20 protein-coding genes and 1 other RNA gene are annotated in these 21,542 nt (G+C 50.3%); 9 read left to right on the top strand and 12 right to left on the bottom strand.

Features of this window, described 5'->3' with window-relative positions:
• Window positions 1-5: 5 nt before the first annotated feature.
• The 5 genes from lepA to rpoE form a co-directional block, all read right to left on the bottom strand.
• Complete coding sequence (lepA, locus tag HFD94_RS16045) at window positions 6-1,805, bottom strand: translation elongation factor 4 (protein ID WP_010257661.1); 1,800 nt, start codon at window positions 1,803-1,805, stop codon at window positions 6-8.
• Between the two features lie 218 nt (window positions 1,806-2,023).
• A complete protein-coding gene (gene rseC / locus HFD94_RS16040; protein WP_010257664.1) occupies window positions 2,024-2,488 on the bottom strand; it encodes a SoxR-reducing system protein RseC in 465 nt (154 codons plus the stop codon).
• Entirely contained in the window at window positions 2,485-3,441 is a 957-nt protein-coding gene (gene rseB / locus HFD94_RS16035) for a sigma-E factor regulatory protein RseB (protein WP_010257666.1), read from the bottom strand. The genes rseC and rseB overlap by 4 nt, the downstream gene beginning before the upstream one ends.
• Window positions 3,441-4,094, bottom strand: a complete 654-nt coding sequence (rseA, locus tag HFD94_RS16030; RefSeq protein WP_010257667.1) for an anti-sigma-E factor RseA — start codon at window positions 4,092-4,094, stop codon at window positions 3,441-3,443. The genes rseB and rseA overlap by 1 nt, the downstream gene beginning before the upstream one ends.
• Before the next feature lie 27 nt (window positions 4,095-4,121).
• Window positions 4,122-4,700: an RNA polymerase sigma factor RpoE gene (gene rpoE, locus HFD94_RS16025; RefSeq protein WP_010257669.1), complete on the bottom strand. Its 579-nt coding sequence runs from the start codon at window positions 4,698-4,700 to the stop codon at window positions 4,122-4,124.
• 414 nt (window positions 4,701-5,114) lie between these two features.
• Between rpoE and nadB the strand changes: the two genes are divergently transcribed.
• Window positions 5,115-6,734: an L-aspartate oxidase gene (gene nadB / locus HFD94_RS16020; RefSeq protein ID WP_010671303.1), complete on the top strand. Its 1,620-nt coding sequence runs from the start codon at window positions 5,115-5,117 to the stop codon at window positions 6,732-6,734.
• On the opposite strand, the gene HFD94_RS16015 is transcribed toward nadB, so the two are convergent.
• Window positions 6,719-7,468 carry a tRNA1(Val) (adenine(37)-N6)-methyltransferase gene (locus tag HFD94_RS16015; RefSeq protein WP_122889754.1) on the bottom strand — a complete coding sequence of 250 codons (750 nt, stop codon included), beginning with the start codon at window positions 7,466-7,468 and terminating at the stop codon, window positions 6,719-6,721. The two genes, nadB and HFD94_RS16015, sit on opposite strands and share 16 nt — an antisense overlap.
• 165 nt (window positions 7,469-7,633) lie before the next feature.
• On the opposite strand from HFD94_RS16015, the gene srmB reads away from it, so the two are divergent.
• On the top strand, window positions 7,634-8,962 hold the full coding sequence (gene srmB, locus HFD94_RS16010; RefSeq protein WP_010257676.1) for an ATP-dependent RNA helicase SrmB: 1,329 nt from the start codon (window positions 7,634-7,636) through the stop codon (window positions 8,960-8,962).
• 217 nt (window positions 8,963-9,179) lie between these two features.
• On the opposite strand, the gene grcA is transcribed toward srmB, so the two are convergent.
• On the bottom strand, window positions 9,180-9,563 hold the full coding sequence (gene grcA, locus HFD94_RS16005; RefSeq protein WP_010257678.1) for an autonomous glycyl radical cofactor GrcA: 384 nt from the start codon (window positions 9,561-9,563) through the stop codon (window positions 9,180-9,182).
• A gap of 242 nt (window positions 9,564-9,805) precedes the next feature.
• Between grcA and ung the strand changes: the two genes are divergently transcribed.
• Window positions 9,806-10,486, top strand: a complete 681-nt coding sequence (gene ung, locus HFD94_RS16000) for a uracil-DNA glycosylase (RefSeq protein ID WP_022624103.1) — start codon at window positions 9,806-9,808, stop codon at window positions 10,484-10,486.
• Window positions 10,487-10,545: 59 nt separating this feature from the next.
• Here the strand turns inward: ung and grpE are convergent, their stop codons facing one another.
• Complete coding sequence (grpE, locus tag HFD94_RS15995; protein ID WP_010257683.1) at window positions 10,546-11,127, bottom strand: nucleotide exchange factor GrpE; 582 nt, start codon at window positions 11,125-11,127, stop codon at window positions 10,546-10,548.
• Window positions 11,128-11,249: 122 nt separating this feature from the next.
• On the opposite strand from grpE, the gene nadK reads away from it, so the two are divergent.
• The 3 genes from nadK to bamE all read left to right on the top strand — a co-directional run bounded on the left by nadK (window position 11,250) and on the right by bamE (window position 14,408).
• Complete coding sequence (gene nadK, locus HFD94_RS15990; RefSeq protein WP_010257685.1) at window positions 11,250-12,128, top strand: NAD(+) kinase; 879 nt, start codon at window positions 11,250-11,252, stop codon at window positions 12,126-12,128.
• Window positions 12,129-12,212: 84 nt separating this feature from the next.
• The gene (recN, locus tag HFD94_RS15985) at window positions 12,213-13,874 is read left to right on the top strand and encodes a DNA repair protein RecN (RefSeq protein ID WP_167433296.1); all 1,662 of its coding nucleotides are present in this window, start codon (window positions 12,213-12,215) and stop codon (window positions 13,872-13,874) included.
• Window positions 13,875-14,060: 186 nt separating this feature from the next.
• Window positions 14,061-14,408 carry an outer membrane protein assembly factor BamE gene (gene bamE / locus HFD94_RS15980; RefSeq protein WP_122889755.1) on the top strand — a complete coding sequence of 116 codons (348 nt, stop codon included), beginning with the start codon at window positions 14,061-14,063 and terminating at the stop codon, window positions 14,406-14,408.
• A gap of 96 nt (window positions 14,409-14,504) precedes the next feature.
• On the opposite strand, the gene HFD94_RS15975 is transcribed toward bamE, so the two are convergent.
• Together HFD94_RS15975 and HFD94_RS15970 are read right to left on the bottom strand one after the other, a co-directional pair.
• A complete protein-coding gene (locus tag HFD94_RS15975) occupies window positions 14,505-14,798 on the bottom strand; it encodes an RnfH family protein (protein WP_010257690.1) in 294 nt (97 codons plus the stop codon).
• On the bottom strand, window positions 14,791-15,225 hold the full coding sequence (locus HFD94_RS15970) for a type II toxin-antitoxin system RatA family toxin (protein WP_010257692.1): 435 nt from the start codon (window positions 15,223-15,225) through the stop codon (window positions 14,791-14,793). The genes HFD94_RS15975 and HFD94_RS15970 overlap by 8 nt, the downstream gene beginning before the upstream one ends.
• A 158-nt stretch (window positions 15,226-15,383) precedes the next feature.
• Here HFD94_RS15970 and smpB point away from each other — a divergent pair, with 158 nt between their 5' ends.
• The 3 genes from smpB (at window position 15,384) to HFD94_RS15955 (ending at window position 17,652) form a co-directional block, all read left to right on the top strand.
• Window positions 15,384-15,866, top strand: a complete 483-nt coding sequence (gene smpB, locus HFD94_RS15965) for an SsrA-binding protein SmpB (RefSeq protein WP_010257694.1) — start codon at window positions 15,384-15,386, stop codon at window positions 15,864-15,866.
• Window positions 15,867-15,909: 43 nt separating this feature from the next.
• Window positions 15,910-16,271, top strand: a transfer-messenger RNA (tmRNA) gene (gene ssrA, locus HFD94_RS15960).
• A gap of 193 nt (window positions 16,272-16,464) precedes the next feature.
• Window positions 16,465-17,652, top strand: coding sequence for an integrase domain-containing protein (locus HFD94_RS15955; RefSeq protein ID WP_167433295.1), 1,188 nt, complete (start codon window positions 16,465-16,467; stop codon window positions 17,650-17,652).
• A 33-nt stretch (window positions 17,653-17,685) separates the two neighbouring features.
• Here the strand turns inward: HFD94_RS15955 and HFD94_RS15950 are convergent, their stop codons facing one another.
• Complete coding sequence (locus HFD94_RS15950; protein ID WP_167433294.1) at window positions 17,686-20,256, bottom strand: hypothetical protein; 2,571 nt, start codon at window positions 20,254-20,256, stop codon at window positions 17,686-17,688.
• A complete protein-coding gene (locus HFD94_RS15945) occupies window positions 20,246-21,199 on the bottom strand; it encodes a hypothetical protein (RefSeq protein ID WP_167433293.1) in 954 nt (317 codons plus the stop codon). Before HFD94_RS15945 ends, HFD94_RS15950 begins: the two co-directional genes overlap by 11 nt.
• Window positions 21,200-21,542 lie beyond the last annotated feature (343 nt).

The following is a 21,542-nucleotide window of genomic DNA, read 5'->3' as shown; positions in this document are numbered from 1 at the left end:
AATCCTTATTTGCTGTCCTTACCGACATGCAGAATGGCGAGGAACGCTTCCTGTGGCAGCTCAACGTTACCAACCTGCTTCATTCGCTTCTTACCATCTTTCTGCTTCTGCAACAGTTTCTTCTTACGGCTGACGTCACCGCCATAACACTTGGCGAGAACGTTTTTACGCAGCTGTTTCACCGTTGATCGCGCGATGATGTGGTTGCCGATGGCAGCCTGAATCGCAATATCAAACTGCTGACGCGGGATGAGCTCTTTCATTTTCTCAACCAGATCGCGTCCGCGATAAGGCGCGTTGTCACGGTGGGTAATCAGCGCCAGCGCATCCACACGCTCAGAGTTAATCAGTACGTCGACGCGTACCATGTCTGAAGGCTGGAAACGTTTAAAGTTGTAATCCAGCGAGGCATAACCGCGCGAGGTTGATTTCAGACGGTCAAAGAAGTCGAGTACCACTTCAGCCATCGGAATTTCGTAAGTCAGTGCCACCTGATTGCCGTGGTAAACCATGTTGGTCTGCACGCCACGCTTCTCAATACAGAGCGTGATGACGTTGCCCAGATACTCCTGCGGCAGCAGCATGTGACATTCGGCAATCGGTTCACGCAGCTCTTCGATATTGTTCAGTGCCGGCAGCTTGGATGGGCTGTCGACATGAACGATTTCGCCGCTGGTCGTCACGACTTCATACACCACCGTCGGTGCAGTAGTGATCAGATCGAGATCGTATTCGCGCTCCAGACGCTCCTGGATGATCTCCATGTGCAGCAGACCGAGGAAGCCGCAGCGGAAACCAAAGCCCAGCGCCGTTGAGCTTTCTGGCTCATAGAACAGCGAGGCGTCGTTCAGGCTCAGCTTACCGAGCGCATCACGGAACGCTTCATAGTCGTCAGAGCTGATTGGGAACAGACCGGCGTAAACCTGCGGCTTCACTTTTTTAAAGCCTGGCAGCGCTTTGTCTGCCGGGTTACGTGCGGTAGTCAGCGTATCGCCCACGGGTGCGCCGAGAATATCTTTAATGGCGCAGACCAGCCAGCCTACTTCACCGCAGTTCAGCTCATTACGATCAACCCGTTTCGGGGTGAAGATACCCAGGCGGTCAGCGTTATAAACCTGGCCGGTGCTCAGGACTTTGATCTTGTCGCCTTTGCGCATGGTGCCGTTTTTCACGCGCACCAGGGAAACAACACCCAGGTAGTTATCGAACCAGGAGTCGATAATCAGTGCCTGCAGCGGCGCTTCCGGATCGCCTTCTGGCGGCGGAATGTCGCGCACTAAGCGTTCCAGCACTTCCGGAACGCCGACGCCGGTTTTGGCGGAGCAGCGCACCGCGTCAGTTGCATCAATGCCGACGATATCTTCAATTTCCTGCGCGGCGCGATCGGGATCGGCAGCGGGCAGGTCAATTTTGTTCAGAACCGGCACCACTTCCAGATCCATCTCCATCGCGGTGTAGCAGTTCGCCAGTGTCTGCGCTTCAACACCCTGACCGGCATCCACCACCAGCAGCGCGCCTTCGCAGGCGGCCAGTGAGCGGGAAACTTCATAAGAGAAGTCTACGTGGCCTGGGGTATCGATGAAATTGAGCTGGTAAGTTTGGCCGTCTTTCGCGTGGTAATCGAGTGTGACGCTCTGTGCTTTGATGGTGATGCCACGCTCGCGCTCCAGATCCATAGAGTCAAGAACCTGCGCAGCCATTTCACGAGCGGTGAGGCCGCCGCAAATCTGAATCAGGCGGTCAGAGAGCGTAGATTTGCCATGGTCGATATGAGCGATGATGGAGAAATTTCTTATGTGCTTCATTTATTGGGATATCTTCGCTTAAAATTCAGTTGAAAACCTGAGCACAGACACATTCAGGAAGATCGCTCTTTACCCACAATCCTGTCAGCCTCATTAATGACGACGCATATTACACTGTTAACGCCGCGCATAAAAGAATGGAACGTGGTGGAAGCGAAACAGATATCTGCGCGAGGCAGAACAGACAAAGGCCGCGGGATGCGCGGCCTGGACGTGCGTTACGCTTCGCTTTCAACACGCAGCGCATCGGGAGGCAGGGCGATGTTCAGAATGACCGGCTGAAAGGCTTCCCGATCGCCGAATTTCATTGAAACGCCTTTGGCGACAATAAAACCCCCGATACCGCCCAGCAGCGCACCGCAGGCGGCGGCCAGATCGCTGCTGAACAGCGCCTGAAACAGCCCGGAAACCAGGAACAGGCCAAACAGCGGCGTCATGTAGACCAGCAGCGCTGAACCCAGCAGGCTGCTCTCTTTGATACCGAGTTCGATCCGCTGCCCCGGCTGCAGCGGCTTGCTGCTGGCGATTTGCATCACGTGGGCATTCTTCGGACCGAGCTTATTCAGCATATGGCTGCCACAGCCTTTACGCGCCTGGCAGCTGTTGCAGGAGGTTTTTGCTTCGGTGTGCAGCGTGGCGATGCCATCCTGCCATGCCACCACGGTGGCCCATTCTCTCATCATTTTTGTGACCCCAGGTCGATGCTGTCCGCAATACGTTTTGCGGTCGAGGGCGGTAATTCGCCGATCACCGCTATTTCGTTATTATTGCGCACAACGGTCTGTACCGTACGACGCCCAGTGCGCAATGTCTGCGTTGTGCTGGTTTTATCGGCCGGCGTCACGTTGATCGCGAAACTAAACAGGCCATCACTGTAGAGCTTCGATTCCATATTTTTATTCAGACCGGGTAGCGTGCGGCGATTCTGCGACACCAGCGACATACCGGCAGGTATCCAGCCTGGCTGCCAGGTGAGCGTAACCGCATCCCCTTTCGGCACCGATAGCGACGGAGGCAGATTGGCTTTCTCCAGCCCCTGCATCAGATTACGCACCCCTTCGTCCACCGCAAAGCTGATGACGCGGAACTGCTCCAGCGTTTCGCCATCACGATCGAGCAGGTCGATGCGCAGCGGCAGCTTGGTGTCCACATCCAGCCAGACCACATAGCTGTAACGAGTGCCATCGCGTGAAACGATGCGCAACACATCACACATCTGATCGGCAATGCGCGAGCGGCCCACGGTAATAAAATCATAGGCTGTGGCGAGCTTGGTGAAGTCAGCAAAAATTACCGACGGTAAAGCATCGATAATGTGATTGCCGGGGAGCGAAAAGGGATCGAGGCCGGGTTCGAAGTAACTGATATCATTGCCGCGCTGGATCACTTCCCGACGTGGCCCGTCCATCTGCAACAGCTGAGCGAATATCCGGTTATCGATTACAGCATGACGATAACGCAGCGATTCGATGCCGATGCGGGAAACGTTGATATAGGCGAATTCGTAGTTGAGGTTCTGACTTGCCTGCTCCATCTGCTGCAATAGCGCCCCGGACGCAGAAGGTTGCGCCGGGGCGGCAGATGACCACAACAGGCTGCCTGTCAGCAGGCTAACAGCATACCAAAGCGGCTTCATTACTGCTGTTGCTGTCCTAATGATTGATTTCCGGGAACATCAACCTGCGCCTGTTTTGGCGCAGTGGTTTCAAACTGCAGCTGGTCAGCGTGCAGGCGACGTTGCAGTTCGTAATCCTGCAGCATGGCATTTACGCGACGACGCTGGTCCTGAACCTGCTGGTTAGAACTGTTGGTGTCAAATGCATCAGACGGCACGCCCAGGCTCACCGGAGACGCTTTGCCCATCATCGGCATCGTATTGAACACCGGAGAGTCAGAGGTCTGCGTGGCGCTGCCCTCTGGCTGGTTATAGTGCTGAACGCCTACGATCACGGCCAGTGAAACACAGGCAGCGACACCGACCTGGGTCAGTTGCGCAGCCCACGGGCGCGCTTTTTTCCAGAACGGCATTTTTTCCCAGCGGGAAGGTTCTGGCTGAGCTTCAGGGATCAGCGTTGTAACCGTACGCAACGGTTCTTTTTCGATGGCAGCAGCGACGCGCGCAGAAATATCAAAATGCAGGACATCGCCCACATCACCGCGCATGGTATCGCGAATGAGATGATAGCTTGCCCAGCTTTTCTGTAGTTCTGCGTCCTTAGACAAGGCGGAAAACAGCTCGTTATCTAAGGTCTCACCATCCATTAAAGCGGAAAGTTTTTCTTTCTGCATGCCTATGTACCCTTCCAGTAGCCGTTATCACTGACGTTGGATAAGCGGTTGAACTTTGTTATCAATGGCCTCTCGCGCACGAAAGATACGTGATCGAACAGTGCCTACCGGGCAATCCATAATGACGGCGATCTCTTCATAACTCAGACCGTCCAGTTCCCTGAGGGTGATTGCCATACGCAAATCCTCGGGTAGCGCCTCGATGGTACGAAAGACAATTTGTTTCAATTCTTCTGACAACATTAAGTTCTCAGGGTTCGAAATTTCTTTTAATGCACCCGCACTTTCGAAATTTTCTGCGTCAATAGCATCCACATCGCTGGATGGCGGACGACGCCCCTGAGCAACCAGGTAATTTTTCGCTGTATTTACCGCAATGCGGTACAGCCAGGTATAAAACGCGCTATCGCCCCGGAATGAATCCAGCGCGCGATACGCTTTAATAAACGATTCCTGTACTACATCAGGTACGTCGCCCGAGGGAACATAGCGTGAAACCAGGCTCGCCACTTTATGCTGGTAACGAATCACCAGTAAGTTGAAAGCTTTTTGATCTCCCTTCTGTACGCGCTCGACAAGGACCTGGTCCGTCAACTGCTCGCTCATCCGAGGTAATGTCTCCCCAAATTTTTCATACGCATAAAGTAACTGCCAGCACATCTCATGGTTCTGAGCAAGCATGCGCTTAGAGTTGTGATGTGGTGCGAAGTTCACTTCTCGCCCTGATATTTACCGCTCCGATGGACATTACACAGGTTCTTCGTTTTCGTTCAGTGTAAGGAGCGTAAATCGCAGGCAGAGTAACCTATGACAACAGCTTTTTCATCATTAAATCCTTTAGGTTTAATAAGTTTGCTATAAAAAACCGCGCCAAAAGCAGCCCGGTTTTAACTCACTGATATTAAGTAACTTTGGGAAATCATCAGACAAAAACCTGCGCCAGATGTTTAAAATACTTCACAACAACTCCCATTGCTCTTATGCTCAGCCCTATTCTTGTTTAGTAAATTAAACATTATGATGAATGCGAACCCGGATTATCAGTGTGATGTACTCATTGTGGGCAGCGGTGCTGCTGGCCTGTCGCTGGCGTTGCGGCTGGCAAAACAGTACCAGGTGACAGTTCTCAGTAAAGCGCAGGTCAATGAGGGGTCAACCCTTTACGCCCAGGGCGGTATTGCTGCGGTATTTGATGAGACTGACAGCATCGAGTCGCACATCGAAGATACGCTGATTGCCGGAGCAGGATTATGCGACCGTGAAGCCGTCTCGTTTATCGCCAGTAATGCCCGGCACTGCGTGCAGTGGCTGATCGACAACGGTGTCGCCTTTGATCTCGATCCGCAGGCGGCCGGCGACATGCGTTATCACCTGACGCGGGAAGGCGGCCACAGTCATCGCCGTATCCTGCACAGCGCTGACGCCACCGGCCATGCGGTTGAAACGACGCTGGTAAGCCAGGCGTTGAGCCATCCCAACATCCGGATTCTGGAACGCACCAACGCAGTCGATCTGATTCTTTCAGATAAAATCGGCCTGCCAGGCCCACGCCGCGTGGTGGGAGCATGGATCTGGAACCGTAATCGCGAACAGGTGGAAACCTGTCGGGCACGGGCCGTGGTGGTTGCAACTGGCGGTGCCGCCAAAGTTTATCAATATACGACTAACCCCGACATCGCCTCCGGTGACGGCATCGCGATGGCCTGGCGTGCCGGCTGCCGGGTTGCCAATCTGGAATTTAATCAGTTCCACCCGACCTGCCTGTTTCATCCGCAGGCGCAGAATTTCCTGTTAACCGAAGCGTTACGCGGAGAAGGTGCCTGGCTGTTGCGTCCCGATGGCAGCCGTTTCATGCCCGATTTCGATGAGCGCGCCGAACTCGCCCCGCGCGATATCGTCGCCCGGGCCATCGATCATGAGATGAAGCGGCTGGGCGTCGACTGTATGTATCTGGACATCAGCCACCAGCCTGAGGAGTTTGTTCGCGCGCACTTCCCGATGATTTATGAGAAGTTGCTGACCTTTGGCTTTGACCTCACCAAAGAACCCATCCCGATTGTGCCTGCCGCACACTATACCTGTGGCGGCGTGGTCGTTGATCAGCACGGCCAGACCGACGTCAGTGGCCTGTATGCCATCGGTGAGGTGAGTTATACCGGCCTGCACGGCGCTAACCGCATGGCATCCAATTCGCTGCTGGAGTGTCTGGTTTATGGCTGGTCCGCCGCAGAGGAGCTGATTCGCACCCTGCCCGCCATCGAAGCCGTTACTGCGCTACCCGCATGGGATGAAAGCCAGGTCGATGACGCCGATGAGCGCGTGGTGATCCAGCATAACTGGCACGAGCTACGGTTATTCATGTGGGACTACATGGGAATCGTCCGCACGACCCGGCGGCTGGAGCGGGCGCTGCGTCGCATCAACCTGCTTCAGCAGGAGATCGATGAATATTATCGTCATTTCCGCCTCTCCAATAATCTGCTGGAGCTACGGAATCTGGTGCAGGTCGCTGACCTGATGGTGCGCTGTGCGCTGGAGCGAAAAGAGAGTCGCGGCCTGCACTATATCCGCGACTACCCGGATTTACTGCCCGAGGCGCGGCCAACCATCCTGACGCCGCCGGACTACATAAAAAGGTAGAACTCCCGCGTCAGGCTACACCACTCATCAGAATAGCGGGTGTCCGGCGTGCGGATGGCAAGGCGTTCCAGCAGGGTTTCCCCGGCCTGCGGCGACAGCCCCAGCAGGACGCGGTGCGGCGGACGATGGGCATATTCCGCCACGTCCAGCCGGAAACGCAGATGCCAGCCATCCGCCTGCGCCAGGGCGATGAATTCCTGGCCGGTCGCGGTGGGCAGCACCACGCAGAACATCCCCTCTTCTTCAATCAGTAATGCAGCACTGCGTAGCAGTGTCTGATGATCGAGCGAGGCAGTCGCACGGGCGCTGTCCCGTGCCGCAGTCGAACAGGCCACGCCAGGCGCAAAATAAGGCGGATTGCTGACGATTAGCGAGTAACGTTTATCGCACTGTTCAGCCCAGTCGGCGATATCACGCTGATGAACCCGAATACGTTCAGGCCACGGCGACTGCTGCACATTCTCCTGCGCCTGAAGCGCGGCTTCCGGTTCTAACTCAACCGCATCGATGTTGACCGGCGACGGCGTACGCTGCGCCAGCATCAGCGCGATAAGCCCGCTGCCGCTGCCAATATCCAGAATACGTTTTACCCCGGCAACCGGCGCCCAGGCCCCAAGCAGAATGGCATCGGTGCCCACTTTCATCGCACAGCGATCGTGCGCGACAAAAAATTGTTTAAAGGTAAAACCGTTCTTGTTTAACTGTGGCCGTTCACGCGGCTTATCCTGCATCATTCGTCACTACCATCGTTTTTTTCCTGCCGTACGGCAGCGCATGAGTGTAACGTGACAACAGAGGGAATTCACGCGGCAGACAACCCCAGGCGCAGCCGAAACGGATTAACAGATGAAGATTCAGTCTGATCTGTCTATAATCAGCGCCCCAAACTGAGGTAGACCATGACAGTAACCACATTTTCCGAACTCGAACTCGACGAAAGCCTGCTACAAGCGTTGCAGGAAAAAGGCTTTACGCGCCCAACAGTGATCCAGGCTGCTGCAATTCCGCCCGCGCTGGAGGGCCGTGACGTTCTGGGTTCGGCACCTACAGGGACCGGGAAAACCGCCGCGTATCTGTTACCGGCGTTGCAGCACCTCCTTGATTTTCCGCGTAAGAAATCTGGCCCGCCACGCATCCTGATTGTGACCCCGACCCGCGAACTGGCGATGCAGGTCGCCGATCATGCGCGTGAGCTGGCGAAACATACTCATCTGGACATCGCCACCATCACTGGCGGCGTGGCCTATATGAACCATGCCGAAGTGTTCAGCGAAAACCAGGACATCGTGGTCGCCACCACTGGCCGTCTGCTGCAGTACATCAAAGAAGAGAACTTTGACTGCCGCGCAGTAGAAACCCTGGTGCTGGATGAAGCGGACCGCATGCTCGATATGGGCTTTGCCCAGGATATCGAAACCATCGCGGCTGAAACGCGCTGGCGCAAGCAAACCCTGCTGTTCTCCGCCACGCTGGAAGGCGACAATATTCGTGACTTCGCCGAGCGTCTGCTGAACGATCCGGTTGAGCTGGAAGCGGACCCAAGCCGCCGTGAGCGCAAAAAGATCCAGCAGTGGTACTACCGCGCTGACGATCTGCAGCACAAAACCAAATTACTGATCCATCTGCTGAAACAGCCGGATGTGACGCGCAGCATCGTGTTCGTGCGTAAGCGTGAACGTCTGCATGAGCTGGTGAGCTGGCTGCACGAAGCGGGGATTCGTAGCAGCTATCTTGAAGGCGAAATGGTGCAGGCGAAGCGTAACGAAGCGATTAAACGTCTGAGTGAAGGCCGCGTTAACGTGCTGGTTGCGACGGATATCGCCGCGCGCGGCATTGACGTTGAAGATGTCAGTCACGTCTTCAACTATGACATGACGCGCACCGCTGATACCTATCTGCACCGCATCGGGCGTACCGGCCGTGCGGGCCGTAAAGGCATCGCCATCTCACTGGTTGAAGCGCACGATTTCGTGCTGCTGGGCAAAATCACCCGCTATGTGAACGAGCCGATCAAAGCGCGCGTGATTGATGAGCTGCGTCCTGAGACGCGGGCGCCAAGTGCCAAAACGACCGGCAAACCGTCGAAAAAGGTTCTGGCGAAGCGTGCAGAGCAGAAAGCCAGTGAAACAGAAAAACCGCGTGTGAAAAAACGCCATCGTGATGCCAAAAATGTCGGCAAACGCCGCAAGGCAAGCGGCAGTACGCCAGCTAACGAGAATGCGGAATAAATCATCGCAGCTATAAAAAAATCGCCTCACAGGAGGCGATTTTTTTTATCTGATAATCAGTAACAGCCCTTTCACAATCTTTTATCTGCCAGAGCGCTTTCTTCATGACACTGGCATCAGCGTGCCGGGCAGTTAACTGTTTATCTTATTCATAATCTTAATAAAAATTGCTGTGTGCGCTTTGCGCTAATTTTCAGCAGCCGATAACTCAGGCTGCTCAAAGACTTTCAGTAAAGGTACGGGTAATCACGTCGCGCTGCTGCTCAGGTGTCAGTGAGTTAAAACGCACGGCATAGCCTGAAACACGGATAGTCAGCTGCGGATAGTTTTCAGGATGTTTAACGGCATCTTCCAGCGTTTCGCGGCGCAGAACGTTGACGTTCAGATGCTGTCCACCTTCAACACGTACCTGAGGTTTGATTTCAACCGGCACTTCGCGGAAAGCGAATTCGCCCAGTTCGCTGATGGCGACAACCTGATCTTCTTCGTAGCCCGCTTTTGCACACAGGCAACGCGCTTCGGCTTTCTCTTCGTCCAGCAGCCAGAAGGAGTTCAGTAGTTGTGAATTGTTTGATTGAGTGATCTGGATACCAGTGATCATGATTGCGTCTCCCGGGTAATACGTGGATAAATCAAATTTGAGGCCCCGGTATATCACCTTTGATTTCGGACAGTTTTGACCTGTATCAATATTAATCAGGTATTCCGACCGCTTTTAAGCTAACCCGTTGATCTGAATACCCCTGCTACCTAAACTTAATTTGTATTATTCAAATTATTTTTGCCTTCAGGTCAGCGGCAGGAACCGCTAAGCTTATGGCACTAACGTTAAGGGAGTTAAACATGGCTGAAAAGCTGACCTGGCACGACGTGCTGGCTGAAGAGAAAGAGAAACCCTATTTTATCGAGACCCTGAAGCAGGTTGCCGATCAACGCGCCGCAGGTGTCACGGTCTATCCGCCGCAGAAAGATGTGTTCAACGCCTTTCGCCTGACGGAGCTGGGCGACGTCAACGTCGTGATACTCGGTCAGGATCCCTATCACGGGCCTCATCAGGCGCACGGCCTGGCCTTCTCGGTACTGCCCGGCGTCCAGGTGCCGCCCTCGCTGCAAAATATCTATAAAGAGCTGATGCAGGATATTCCAGGCTTTCAGAAGCCCAGTCACGGCTTTCTTGAGAGCTGGGCAAAACAGGGCGTGATGTTGCTGAACACCGTGTTGACGGTTGAGGCGGGCAAAGCGCATTCCCATGCGCGATTTGGCTGGGAGACTTTTACGGATAATGTGATTGCGGCGATTAACCAGCACTGTGAAGGGGTGATTTTTCTGCTGTGGGGTTCACATGCGCAGAAGAAAGGCAGCATTATCGATCGCCAGCGCCATCACGTGTTGCAGGCACCGCATCCCTCGCCGCTCTCCGCGCACCGTGGCTTTTTCGGCTGCAAACACTTTTCAACAACCAATGAGCTGCTGAGCGCTGCCGGTAAAAAGCCGGTGGACTGGACGCCGGTTTTACCGGACTAACGCCAGAAAGCACACGGCCGCGTCAGTGCGCGGCCGTGTAACGGGATTCAGGCGTTGAATCAGCTTTTCGCTTTGGAAACCGCAACCATCGCCGGGCGCAGCAGGCGACCATTCAGCGTATAGCCACGCTGCATCACCAGCATGACATGGTTTGGCTCAAACTCTTCAGACTCCATCATCGACATCGCCTGATGCACTTCCGGGTTAAATGGCACGCCGGTTTCGCCGACCACTTCAACACCGAATTTACGCACGGCGCCCAGCAGGCCTTTCAGGGTCAGTTCAATCCCTTCAATCATAGAGGCCAGCTGTGGATCCTCTTTGTTCGCCACTTCCAGCGCACGTTCGAGACTGTCGATCACCGGGAGCAGTTCGTTGGCAAACTTCTCAAGCGCAAATTTGTGCGCCTTCTCAACGTCCATCTCGGCACGACGACGAATGTTCTCAATCTCTGCCTGCGCACGCAGCTGGGCATCGCGCACACCGGTCTGCGACTGCGCTAATTCAGCTTCGAGCTGAGCAATACGCTCATCACGCGGATCCACCTCTGCCGCTGTCTCCGCTTCCTGAGGTTGCTGCTGATCCTGCTGAATTTCGTCTGAGACTTGCTCGTTTGGGGTGTTCTGTTCTTTACTACTCATGAATTTCTCCGCGTTTTGCACATTCATTTCGCTGGTTGGCTTATTATGGGGATTGGTATGACGGATTCAAGGGAACCTATCACATTGCCTTACCGTTTTGGCTTATAAGGAACACCGACCAGATGAACAAACACTTTAACTGCATTGGTATTGTGGGTCATCCGCGCCATCCCACCGCGTTAACCACGCATGAGATGCTCTGGCGCTGGCTGACAGCCAAAGGTTATCAAGTGATCGTTGAGAAGCAAATTGCGCAGGAGCTGTCGCTTCACGACGTGCAGACGGGCACGCTGGCGGAGATTGGTCAGCAAGCCGATTTAGCGGTCGTGGTGGGCGGTGATGGCAATATGCTGGGCGCAGCGCGGGTGCTGGCGCGCTACGACATTAAAGTGATTGGGATTAACCGCGGTAATCTCGGCTTTCTCACCGACCTTGATCCAGACAATGCGCAGCAGCAGCTGGATGAGGTGCTGCAGGGCAACTATTTCGTCGAAAGCCGCTTTTTGCTGGAAGCGCAGGTGTGTAAATCTGACTGCTCGCCGCGCATTGGCTCCGCTATCAACGAAGTGGTGCTGCATCCCGGCAAAGTCGCGCACATGATCGAATTTGAAGTCTACATCGATGAAGTGTTCGCCTTCTCCCAGCGATCAGATGGGCTGATTATCTCGACACCCACCGGCTCGACCGCCTATTCACTCTCTGCGGGCGGACCGATTCTGACGCCGTCACTCGAAGCAATCGTGCTGGTGCCCATGTTCCCGCATACGCTGTCAGCGCGGCCACTGGTCATCAACAGCAGCAGTACCATCCGTTTGCGCTTTTCCTCACGCCGCAGCGACCTGGAAATCAGCTGTGACAGCCAGATTGCGCTGCCGATTCAGGAAGGCGAGGATGTACTGATTCGACGCAGCGCCAACCACCTGAACCTGATTCATCCTAAAAACTACAGCTATTTCAATACGCTGAGTTCAAAACTGGGCTGGTCAAAAAAATTGTTCTGAAATGCGGCATCACCTCTTTACTGGATAAAAAACCAGTTTATACTGTATGAAAAACCATATGTGTTTATTCATACAGGTGAACCTATGCTGGCCCAACTGACCATCAGTAATTTCGCTATCGTTCGTGAGCTCGACATTGATTTTCAACGCGGCATGACAGCAATCACTGGTGAGACCGGTGCCGGTAAGTCTATCGCGATTGATGCGCTGGGATTATGTCTGGGCGGTCGTGCTGATGCCGACATGGTGCGTCAGGGTGCCAGCCGGGCCGACCTTTGCGCCCGCTTCCAGCTTAAGTCCTCTCCTTCTGCTCAGCGCTGGCTGATTGATAATCATCTGGACGATGGCAACGAATGTCTGCTGCGCCGGGTTATCAGCGCTGACGGACGTTCCCGCGGCTTTATCAATGGCACGGCGGTGCCGCTCTCTCAGCTGCGCGATCTCGGCCAGTTACTGATTCAGATCCACGGCCAGCATGCCCATCAGCTTCTGCTCAAACCAGACCATCAGAAACATCTGCTGGATGCTTATGCCGGTCACGACGATCTGCTGCAGCAAATGCGCGCCAGCTATCAGACCTGGCATCAGAGCTGCCGCACCCTGGCGCTGCATCAGCAGCAGGCGCAGGAGCGCGAATCCCGCCGCGATCTGTTGCAGTATCAGCTGAAAGAGCTGAACGACTTCGCTCCGCAGCAGGGTGAATATGAGCAGATCGACGAAGAGTATAAGCGTCTGGCCAACAGCGGACAGTTGCTGTCGACCAGCCAGCAGGCACTGCAACTGTTAGCAGACAGCGATGACAATAATCTCAACAGCCTGCTCTACAGCGCCCGTGAGATGATTTCAGAACTGACCTCGCTGGATGAGAAACTGAACGGCGTTCACAACCTGCTGGAAGAGGCGGCGATTCAGCTGAGCGAAGCCAGCGATGAGCTGCGCCACTACTGCGACAGCCTCGATCTGGACCCTAACCGCCTGTACGAACTGGAACAGCGTATTTCGCGCCAGATCGCCTTAGCCCGTAAGCATCACGTCACCCCTGAAGGGCTGCCTGAACTGCATCAGCAACTGCTGGCGGAAGCGGAATTGCTGTCTCAGCAGGAGAGCGATCAGGAGAGCCTGCAATTACTGGTGGGTGAACACTATCAGGCCGCGCTGCAAAGCGCAGAGCAGCTGCATCAGCAGCGCAGCCACTATGCCGATGAGTTGCAGCTGCTGATTACCCAGAGTATGCACCTGCTCTCGATGCCGCATGGCCAGTTTAAAATCGCGCTGACCTTTAATCCGGATCAGCTGACCGCAGACGGTGCGAGCCGCGTCGATTTCCAGGTGACGACTAACCCAGGTCAGCCACTGCAGCCGCTGGGCAAAGTCGCTTCGGGCGGTGAACTGTCACGTATCGCCCTGGCGATTCAGGTCATCACCGCGAAGAAAATGGAAACGCCAGCGATGATTTTCGATGAAGTCGATGTCGGCATCAGCGGCCCGACCGCCGCCGTGGTAGGTAAGCTGTTGCGTCAGCTGGGCGAATCAACCCAGGTAATGTGCGTAACCCACCTGCCGCAGGTTGCCGGTTGTGGTCATCAGCACTTTTATGTCAGCAAAGAGACCGATGGTGCGATGACCGAGACCCATATGCAGCCGCTGGACAAGCGTGCACGTCTGCAGGAACTGGCGCGACTGCTGGGTGGCAGCGAGGTCACACGCAATACCCTGGCCAACGCAAAAGAACTTTTAGCCGCATAGCAGCGCACTTTTTTAACCGGCTGGGGTCATAAGCTTGCTCTGTAGAGGTTTCCAATAGCGAAAAGGTTTATTATCATCGGCACTTATGTCGCCAAAGTAATAAAGCCTGCCGCAGGCAGAGTTCAGATTTTGATGGCAAGAAAACCGCCTGTAAAAGGCGTTTGGCCCCGGAAAAGGAATGTATAGATGCGCTGTAAAACGCTGACTGCCGCGGCAGTAGTAATGTTGATGATGACCGCCGGATGTTCCACCTTAGAGCGCGTGGTCTATCGTCCTGATATCAACCAGGGTAACTATCTGGTAGCTAACGACGTAGCCAAGATCCATACCGGTATGACACAGCAACAGGTGGCTTACACCCTCGGTACGCCAATGATGAAAGACCCGTTTGGCAGCAACGTATGGTATTACGTGTTCCGTCAGGAGCCAGGTCATGAGCGCGTGAAGCAGCAGACGCTGACACTGAACTTTGATGGTAACGGTGTTCTGACTAACATCGACAATAAGCAGAATCTGGACAAAAACAGCGACTGATTGAACGTAAGACCGCTTTAAACGACAGACAGCAAAAAGGCGCACTGAGCGCCTTTTTTTATGCCCGCTATCCACTGAGCCTGAAGGGATAGCGACTTATTTTTTGCTTTCTGCCGCTCGCTCTGCGCGCTGACGGCGCAGCTCTTTGGGATCGGCAATCAGCGGACGATAGATCTCAATACGATCGCCCTCATTAACCTCATCACCCAGCTTCACTGGCCGACTGTAGATGCCGACTTTATTACTGGTGAGGTCAATCTCCCGACGCAGTTCCAGTAGCCCTGACTTTTGGATGGCCTGCTCTACCGTGCTGCCCTGCTCCACTTTCACGTAGAGCTGATACTGTTTTTCAGGTAAGGCGTAGACCACCTCAACGGAGATCTCAGGCACTGTAGACCTCTTTGGCACGCTGAGTGAAAGCCTGCACCATGCTGTTGGCAAGCTCTTTGAAGATACGTCCAAAGGCCATCTCTACCAGCATGTTGGTGAATTCAAACTCCAGGCTTAACTCAACCTTGCAGGCGTCATCGCCCAGCGAGACGAACTTCCAGCCGCCGGTCAGCTTGCGGAACGGTCCATCAACCAGTTGCATATGGATGCTCTGGTTATCTGTCAGGGTATTGCGGGTGGTAAATGTCTTGCTGATGCCCGCTTTCGACACATCCACGGACGCAGTCATCTGATTATCTGACGCATCCAGCACGCGGCTTCCGGTGCAACCCGGCAGGAATTGCGGATAGGCATCCACATCATTTACAAGTTTGTACATCTGCCCGGCACTAAACGGGACCAGCGCCGAACGACTAATCTGAGCCATAATGGTTCCTGTTCATCACGAAACCGCTGAATAATAGCATTTTCAGCGATTAAACAAAAATGTCCCCGAGTGAGGGTGTGCTAGAATATCCCGTTTCCTGCCGCCCCGCTGGACTGGGGATGCGATAACCGACTAAGTGATGTAAAATACGCCGCACTATGACAAAGAAAAAAGCACACAAACCCGGTTCTGCCACTGTTGCCATGAACAAACGCGCCCGTCACGAGTACTTCATTGAAGAGGAGTACGAAGCGGGATTGTCGTTACAAGGATGGGAAGTTAAGTCACTTCGTGCTGGTAAAGCCAACATCAGCGACAGCTATATTCTGCTGCGCGATGGCGAAGCCTTTCTGTTCGGTTCAACCTTTCAACCCTTAGCCGTTGCCTCCAGTCACGTGGTCTGTGACCCGACGCGCAGCCGTAAGCTGCTGCTGAAGCAACGTGAACTCGACTCCCTGTATGGCCGCGTCAACCGCGAAGGCTACACCATCGTGGCGCTGTCGCTGTACTGGAAGAACGCCTGGTGCAAACTGAAGATTGGTGTTGCACGCGGTAAAAAAGAGCACGACAAGCGCGATGATATCAAAGACCGCGAATGGCAATTAGACAAAGCACGTATCATGAAGAATTCAAAGCGTTAAGCACTGGATTTTGAGTTGTTTTGTTGTTAGTATTTGAAGTTCTGGGGCTGATTCTGGACTCGACGGGATTGTGAAGCCTTAGGAGCATGCCGAGGGGCGGTTTGCCTCGTAAAAAGCCGCAAAAAAATAGTCGCAAACGACGAAAACTACGCACTAGCAGCTTAATAACCTGCTTAGAGCCTTCTCTCCCTAGCTTCCGCTCTTAAGACGGGGATCAAGAGAAGTCAAACCCAAAAGAGATCGCGTGGATGCCTTGCCTGGGGTTGAAGCGTTAAATCCAATCAGGCTAGTCTGTTAGTGGCGTGTCTGTTCGCAGCTAACCGGCGAATGTAAAAACTGACTAAGCATGTAGTGCCGACGGTGTAGTAATTTCGGACGCGGGTTCAACTCCCGCCAGCTCCACCAAAATTCTCCATCGATGATTACCAGAGTCATCCGATGAAGTCCTAAGAGCCCGCACGGCGCAAGCCCTGCGGGCTTTTTTGTGTCTGTAACCTTCCGAGACGATCCGCCTGAATCCAGAGATAATTGGTACACGAATTGGTACACGCGATAATGTGGGCCAGAAACGTGTACCAATTATGGATGGAAATCAGTCATGGCGCGGATCACACGCCCCCTTACTAATAACGAAATCCTCAAAGCTAAGCCTCAAGAGAAAGACTTCACACTGCATGATGGTGACGGCCTTTTCCTGCTCATTAAAACGTCGGGTAAGAAGCTATGGCGTTTTCGTTACCAGCGGCCTAATAGCATTAGTCGCACAAATCTCAGCCTGGGCTCTTACCCTGCCTTGACGCTGGCTGTCGCACGCCAAATGCGTGATCAGTATCTCTCACTGCTTGCGCAAGGGATTGACCCACAGAAACAGCAAGAGGAAGTATCAGAGCAACGCCAAATTGAGCTAGATAGTATTTTCTCTGTTGTGGCCGGCAGATGGTTTCTACTTAAGAGCAAAAGCGTTACCGAGGATTACGCGAAGGATATTTGGAGATCACTGGAGAAAGACATCTTCCCTAGTATCGGTGGGATTTCTGTTCAAACGCTTAAGGCTAGAACGATTGTAGAGGCACTGGAGCCGATTAAAGCTCGCGGGGCACTTGAAACAGTCCGCCGTTTAGTTCAGCGAATTAACGAAATCATGATTTATGCTGTCAACACAGGGTTGATAGATGCTAATCCTGCCTCGGGCGTTGGTATGGCTTTTGAAAAGCCCAAAAAACAAAATATGCCAACAGTTCGACCAGAGGAACTTCCTAAATTAATGCGTTCTATAGCTATATCCAACTTATCAATAACAACACGATGCTTAATAGAATGGCAACTGTTAACCATTGTACGCCCATCTGAGGCTTCAGGAACTCAATGGAAAGAGATTAATCTTAATGAAAGATTATGGATAATACCAGCAGAGCGTATGAAGGCTAAAAGAGAACACATTGTCCCTCTCTCGCCTCAATCCATAGAAATATTAGAAATTATGAAATCTATAAGCTCAAATCGAACCTTTGTTTTCCCAAGTAGAAATAATCCGCAGAAAATGATGAATAGCCAAACTGCAAATGCAGCATTAAAACGCATTGGATATGGAGGTAAACTTGTTGCTCATGGGCTTCGTTCTATTGCAAGTACGGCTCTAAATGAAGCAGGGTTTAACTCTGATGTGATTGAGGCGGCATTAGCTCATAGTGACCGAAATGAAGTCCGTAAAGCTTACAATAGATCTACTTACCTCAAAAAAAGAACCGAACTAATGAATTGGTGGGGGGAGTTTGTGAAAAGATAACGCGAAAGGCAGGCATAGAAAGCCTGCCCCTCCTTAAAGAGGATACCTAAACTTGACTTGTTCTGACTCACGTAGATACTCAATTGAAATCTCTCTCGCAGTACTAGCAAACCTTGTAAGTGCTTCTGTTTCTAATTCACTAGCCCTTACCTCCCAAATATTTGATAACTTAATTTCTTGAGCACCAGAAACATCTACTATATGCGCTCCCCTTGAGTTATAAACCTCAATTTTAAAACCATTCCTAATTTCTTTTGAATCTGGAGAGTTTATCTCTTTAGCGACAGCAAGATTAATCCATAGTCCTCCTTCATCCTTGGGCGTATAAACAAGCACTTTTCCTAATTCATACATTGCGACATCATATCTACCAGCTTTACTTGATATTATTTTTACCTGATCAACCCATTTTTTAAATATACCTTCATCCATTCCTCCTTGCTCACTTAATCCTGGAGGGATATTCCAGCCATGTAATAGTGACCAGCAATTAGATGCTATCTCTTTATCTTTTTCGCTAACAAATTTTTCAACACCACTCTCACTTTCTGATCTATAAACTTTTGAGATTATTTCGCAAAAATTTTCAGGTGAATTAGCCATGAGCTTATACAAGTACTTAGGCTCCATATTTGAAAAATCAATTATTAACTTCAAATAAGCCCACTCCACGCCGCATTTTTTCTCAACAGGAACACTATCATCTCTCTGAATGGACTCTATCATTTCCGAGATGGCATGGGATACACTTGCATCAATTTCCTTCTTGTTTTTGGTAACAAAACTCATTAAAGCATTGCTAGCAAGTTCAGCATCAATAGTATTATTTATGTGTTTACTAATCGCAAAACAATTAAAAACATCTTCAAACCTTTCAACTTTAAGCAGTTGCTTTATAGCATAGGATATATCTTCCTTTCCTTGATGAACATTAACTCTAACTAATTTCCAGTAATCAACCTCACGCTTTAATATTCTTTTAGCGAACAACCATACGTCTTTTTGGAAAGGAAGGCTCAAAATAAAAAGTAGTTTTACAGATTCTTTCCACGTTGAATTGAATGTCGTCTCAACCCAATCCCAACCTTTTTTATAAAAACTTGAAAAAATGAAACTCTTTAGTAAATCCTCGTTTACATCTGTATTGACGTTATCAAAACACTCTGATATCACCCAGGCATTTATCGTAATGTTATCAATTTGAGCAATCACGCTACCTAGTTTTGCTTGCGATTCAATTTCCTTTGAGAACTGAATTAATCCCGGAAAACCACCATCTTTAAATATTTGGCTTACAGCAAAAATCCTCTTCTCATTCAATTTTTCTTCTCTAACTCTCCAGTCCTCACTCATATCATCATACAAATCATAATCTCTATGCGAAAATAAGCTAGCATACAAGTTATTAGATGATTTAGGCTGTAAAGCAATTACTACCTCTTCTACTTTACTTAGTTCATCTTCTCCCATAGCCCAGTCGGATTCATGGTAACGCCTATGTTTTTTGAGCAATTTATTCAATTTATCATAAATTGATTCATTTAAACCCTCATCAAAATCTTCTTTACTAATAAGAGTATAGCTTAACATTTCCTCGAAGCTATCTTTAGGGAGGTTTTCTATGGAATCAATTAACGTGGTTAAATACTCATTTTTTTCTTTTACAAAATCTATCAATGTTTTAGCAATATCATTTATTTGCAACCAATATTCTTCATTTATGATTCCTTTTTCGGCTTGAACTACAAAACCGTCTTCCCATTGAGGATAGGAATTACCAAATGAGGTTTGTGTTTTATTCGGCAGCAAAGCAATTGCAAGGGTAATAAAAACATCAGGAAACTGCTCTTTTATACACCTCAATGCGACTTTCTTTTTAAGCCAAGATGCATTCGTATATGAGTGCCAAGGCAGGAAGACATTTATTAAAGAGTTAATTGGCTTATTCGGCCAGTTTTCAAACTTGCTAAACTCAACTAATGCTGACAGTAATAAAACGCATCGAACTAGGCGACTCTCATTCCATGACAAAGTTTCCAGAGCCCATAAAATCCCTGTTGCTGGATTTTTTCTTGAGAAATCGATACTCTCACTTCCAAATAACCCACCCCCTCTACCTTCTATTTTTTCAAGCTTTTCTTGAAGTAGCGTAATAAATAATTCCGGAGATGACTCAGCAATATTAGGTAGTTGCGCGTTTAATTCCGTCCAAACCTTCCAGCCTGGTCCCTCCAGAGTCTTCCTAACCACATTCTCAACTTTGTGTCTGGCGGCAAAGGATACTTCACTTCTCATTTCATCTTGAACATTTGTCAAGAGCGCCATAGTCTCAGTTATATTGTTTTTTAAGACTTTAGAGTAATTATTCTTGCTATCTTTAAAAATAAAAAAATCATCATTTTCACGTTCTTCTTCGAAACTTGGCAATACTTTTATCGCCATATTGCAAAAGGAATTCAAATAACTCTCTAGTATGTTATGACTTACTGCAGCCCACCATTTCTTTTTTTCAATGATAGTCCACACACTTCTCGTAACTTTTAGAGGCGAGCCGGTTGCAAGTTCAATTTCTCGAACATTACTCATCCATTCGTCAAATTCCATTAATAAACTCCTTTATTGCAGAAAAATCATTTTTATTTGATTCATCCCAACCACCAACTAAACCAAATAAAGTTAGGGTAATTTGCTCTTTAGAGCCAGAATTCAATGAAAAGTTATTTACAACAGCAACATGATTTAACTCATCCGGCGCATGGACTATTTTACTCCTATCAAACTCACGAGTTATATCTTTTGAAATAGTATTTCGCCTTAAGGATCTTGCGTCTCTATTAGCAACCCCCATTTCATCAACGATTTTCCCCCAGACGCCCTTTGCATCTGCGCCTTCATATTGTGAAATATGTGAATGAATTAGAGACAAAATCACACCATACTCGTAATTCAAATCATAGCCTATCAAATAAAATCTCTTAAGGAACTCATAAAATAAATGATTATCTAACACTCCTAAATTGCACTTTTTAAGCATATCGAATATCACGCTTAATTTTTCTTTAGATTTTGGCGGGCTAAAGTTTGCTTTATTAACCCTGATATTGAATTCTTCCCATGAAGTTGTTGAACGAGCATGCTCTAAAAGCCATTTAACAGCGGTGTCAGTTCCGGATAAAGGACCTGTTATAAGAGAGATGATATCCGTGTCTTTATTAAATAACTCTCTATTATTATAATCAATCCATGCCGCATTCAATACATCCTCGAGCACTTTATCATTTTTGATAAATTTAATACTATGCTTAATTTGAGCTAGCATTTTCGCCTGCTCATTACCCGAAAAACTTTCGGTGTAAACAATTAAATCATCTGTTTCGAAACCATTGATTTTCCCCTGTACACTTATTTGAGTGATAGGCCAGCATGGCATACAAGGAGCGTAGCCTCCTGAAAGCATCAAAACAACATATGAAGCCTGTACTCTTTTTTCGAAATGCCCTCCGCCTCCGCCAGTAGATATTGAGTTTGATAGTTTTTTTGGTTGCACGTCTATTCCTCCAAATCCCTTATCAAGAAAAAATCACTTAGCTCTTTACTACTATTCTAGATGCATACAATTATCTTTGTTGAGCTATATCCTACTTAACGCATGCTGACTAATACAGTTCTACCTCACGCGCGCAATGCTATCCCCGCCACGCCTGCCCGCTTTATGTACCGCTTTTCATGCAGGTGCATGATGCGGGCAGAGCCACGGCCGTTATGGCCTGAATGGGAGAAAGCGGTACATGATTTTGCATGCAGATCCATGCACGTTATGCATGCACAGCTCTTTACAAAGCGGCTCGCCAGAAAAAAGGCTTCAGGAAGACAAAGGATAGTAATAAAAA

Source organism: Pantoea sp. EKM20T, from assembly GCF_011800485.1.
GTDB classification, from domain to species: domain Bacteria; phylum Pseudomonadota; class Gammaproteobacteria; order Enterobacterales; family Enterobacteriaceae; genus Pantoea; species Pantoea agglomerans.
This window is presented reverse-complemented; position numbering and strand designations above follow the sequence as displayed.

What these genes read in the sequence shown, in the direction of transcription:
- lepA (WP_010257661.1), bottom strand. Translation starts at nt 1,805, where the DNA reads ATGAAGCACATAAGAAATTTCTCCATCATCGCTCATATCGACCATGGC.
- rseC (WP_010257664.1), bottom strand. Translation starts at nt 2,488, where the DNA reads ATGATGAGAGAATGGGCCACCGTGGTGGCATGGCAGGATGGCATCGCC.
- rseB (WP_010257666.1), bottom strand. Translation starts at nt 3,441, where the DNA reads ATGAAGCCGCTTTGGTATGCTGTTAGCCTGCTGACAGGCAGCCTGTTG.
- rseA (WP_010257667.1), bottom strand. Translation starts at nt 4,094, where the DNA reads ATGCAGAAAGAAAAACTTTCCGCTTTAATGGATGGTGAGACCTTAGAT.
- rpoE (WP_010257669.1), bottom strand. Translation starts at nt 4,700, where the DNA reads ATGAGCGAGCAGTTGACGGACCAGGTCCTTGTCGAGCGCGTACAGAAG.
- nadB (WP_010671303.1), top strand. Translation starts at nt 5,115, where the DNA reads ATGAATGCGAACCCGGATTATCAGTGTGATGTACTCATTGTGGGCAGC.
- HFD94_RS16015 (WP_122889754.1), bottom strand. Translation starts at nt 7,468, where the DNA reads ATGATGCAGGATAAGCCGCGTGAACGGCCACAGTTAAACAAGAACGGT.
- srmB (WP_010257676.1), top strand. Translation starts at nt 7,634, where the DNA reads ATGACAGTAACCACATTTTCCGAACTCGAACTCGACGAAAGCCTGCTA.
- grcA (WP_010257678.1), bottom strand. Translation starts at nt 9,563, where the DNA reads ATGATCACTGGTATCCAGATCACTCAATCAAACAATTCACAACTACTG.
- ung (WP_022624103.1), top strand. Translation starts at nt 9,806, where the DNA reads ATGGCTGAAAAGCTGACCTGGCACGACGTGCTGGCTGAAGAGAAAGAG.
- grpE (WP_010257683.1), bottom strand. Translation starts at nt 11,127, where the DNA reads ATGAGTAGTAAAGAACAGAACACCCCAAACGAGCAAGTCTCAGACGAA.
- nadK (WP_010257685.1), top strand. Translation starts at nt 11,250, where the DNA reads ATGAACAAACACTTTAACTGCATTGGTATTGTGGGTCATCCGCGCCAT.
- recN (WP_167433296.1), top strand. Translation starts at nt 12,213, where the DNA reads ATGCTGGCCCAACTGACCATCAGTAATTTCGCTATCGTTCGTGAGCTC.
- bamE (WP_122889755.1), top strand. Translation starts at nt 14,061, where the DNA reads ATGCGCTGTAAAACGCTGACTGCCGCGGCAGTAGTAATGTTGATGATG.
- HFD94_RS15970 (WP_010257692.1), bottom strand. Translation starts at nt 15,225, where the DNA reads ATGGCTCAGATTAGTCGTTCGGCGCTGGTCCCGTTTAGTGCCGGGCAG.
- smpB (WP_010257694.1), top strand. Translation starts at nt 15,384, where the DNA reads ATGACAAAGAAAAAAGCACACAAACCCGGTTCTGCCACTGTTGCCATG.
- HFD94_RS15955 (WP_167433295.1), top strand. Translation starts at nt 16,465, where the DNA reads ATGGCGCGGATCACACGCCCCCTTACTAATAACGAAATCCTCAAAGCT.
- HFD94_RS15950 (WP_167433294.1), bottom strand. Translation starts at nt 20,256, where the DNA reads ATGGAATTTGACGAATGGATGAGTAATGTTCGAGAAATTGAACTTGCA.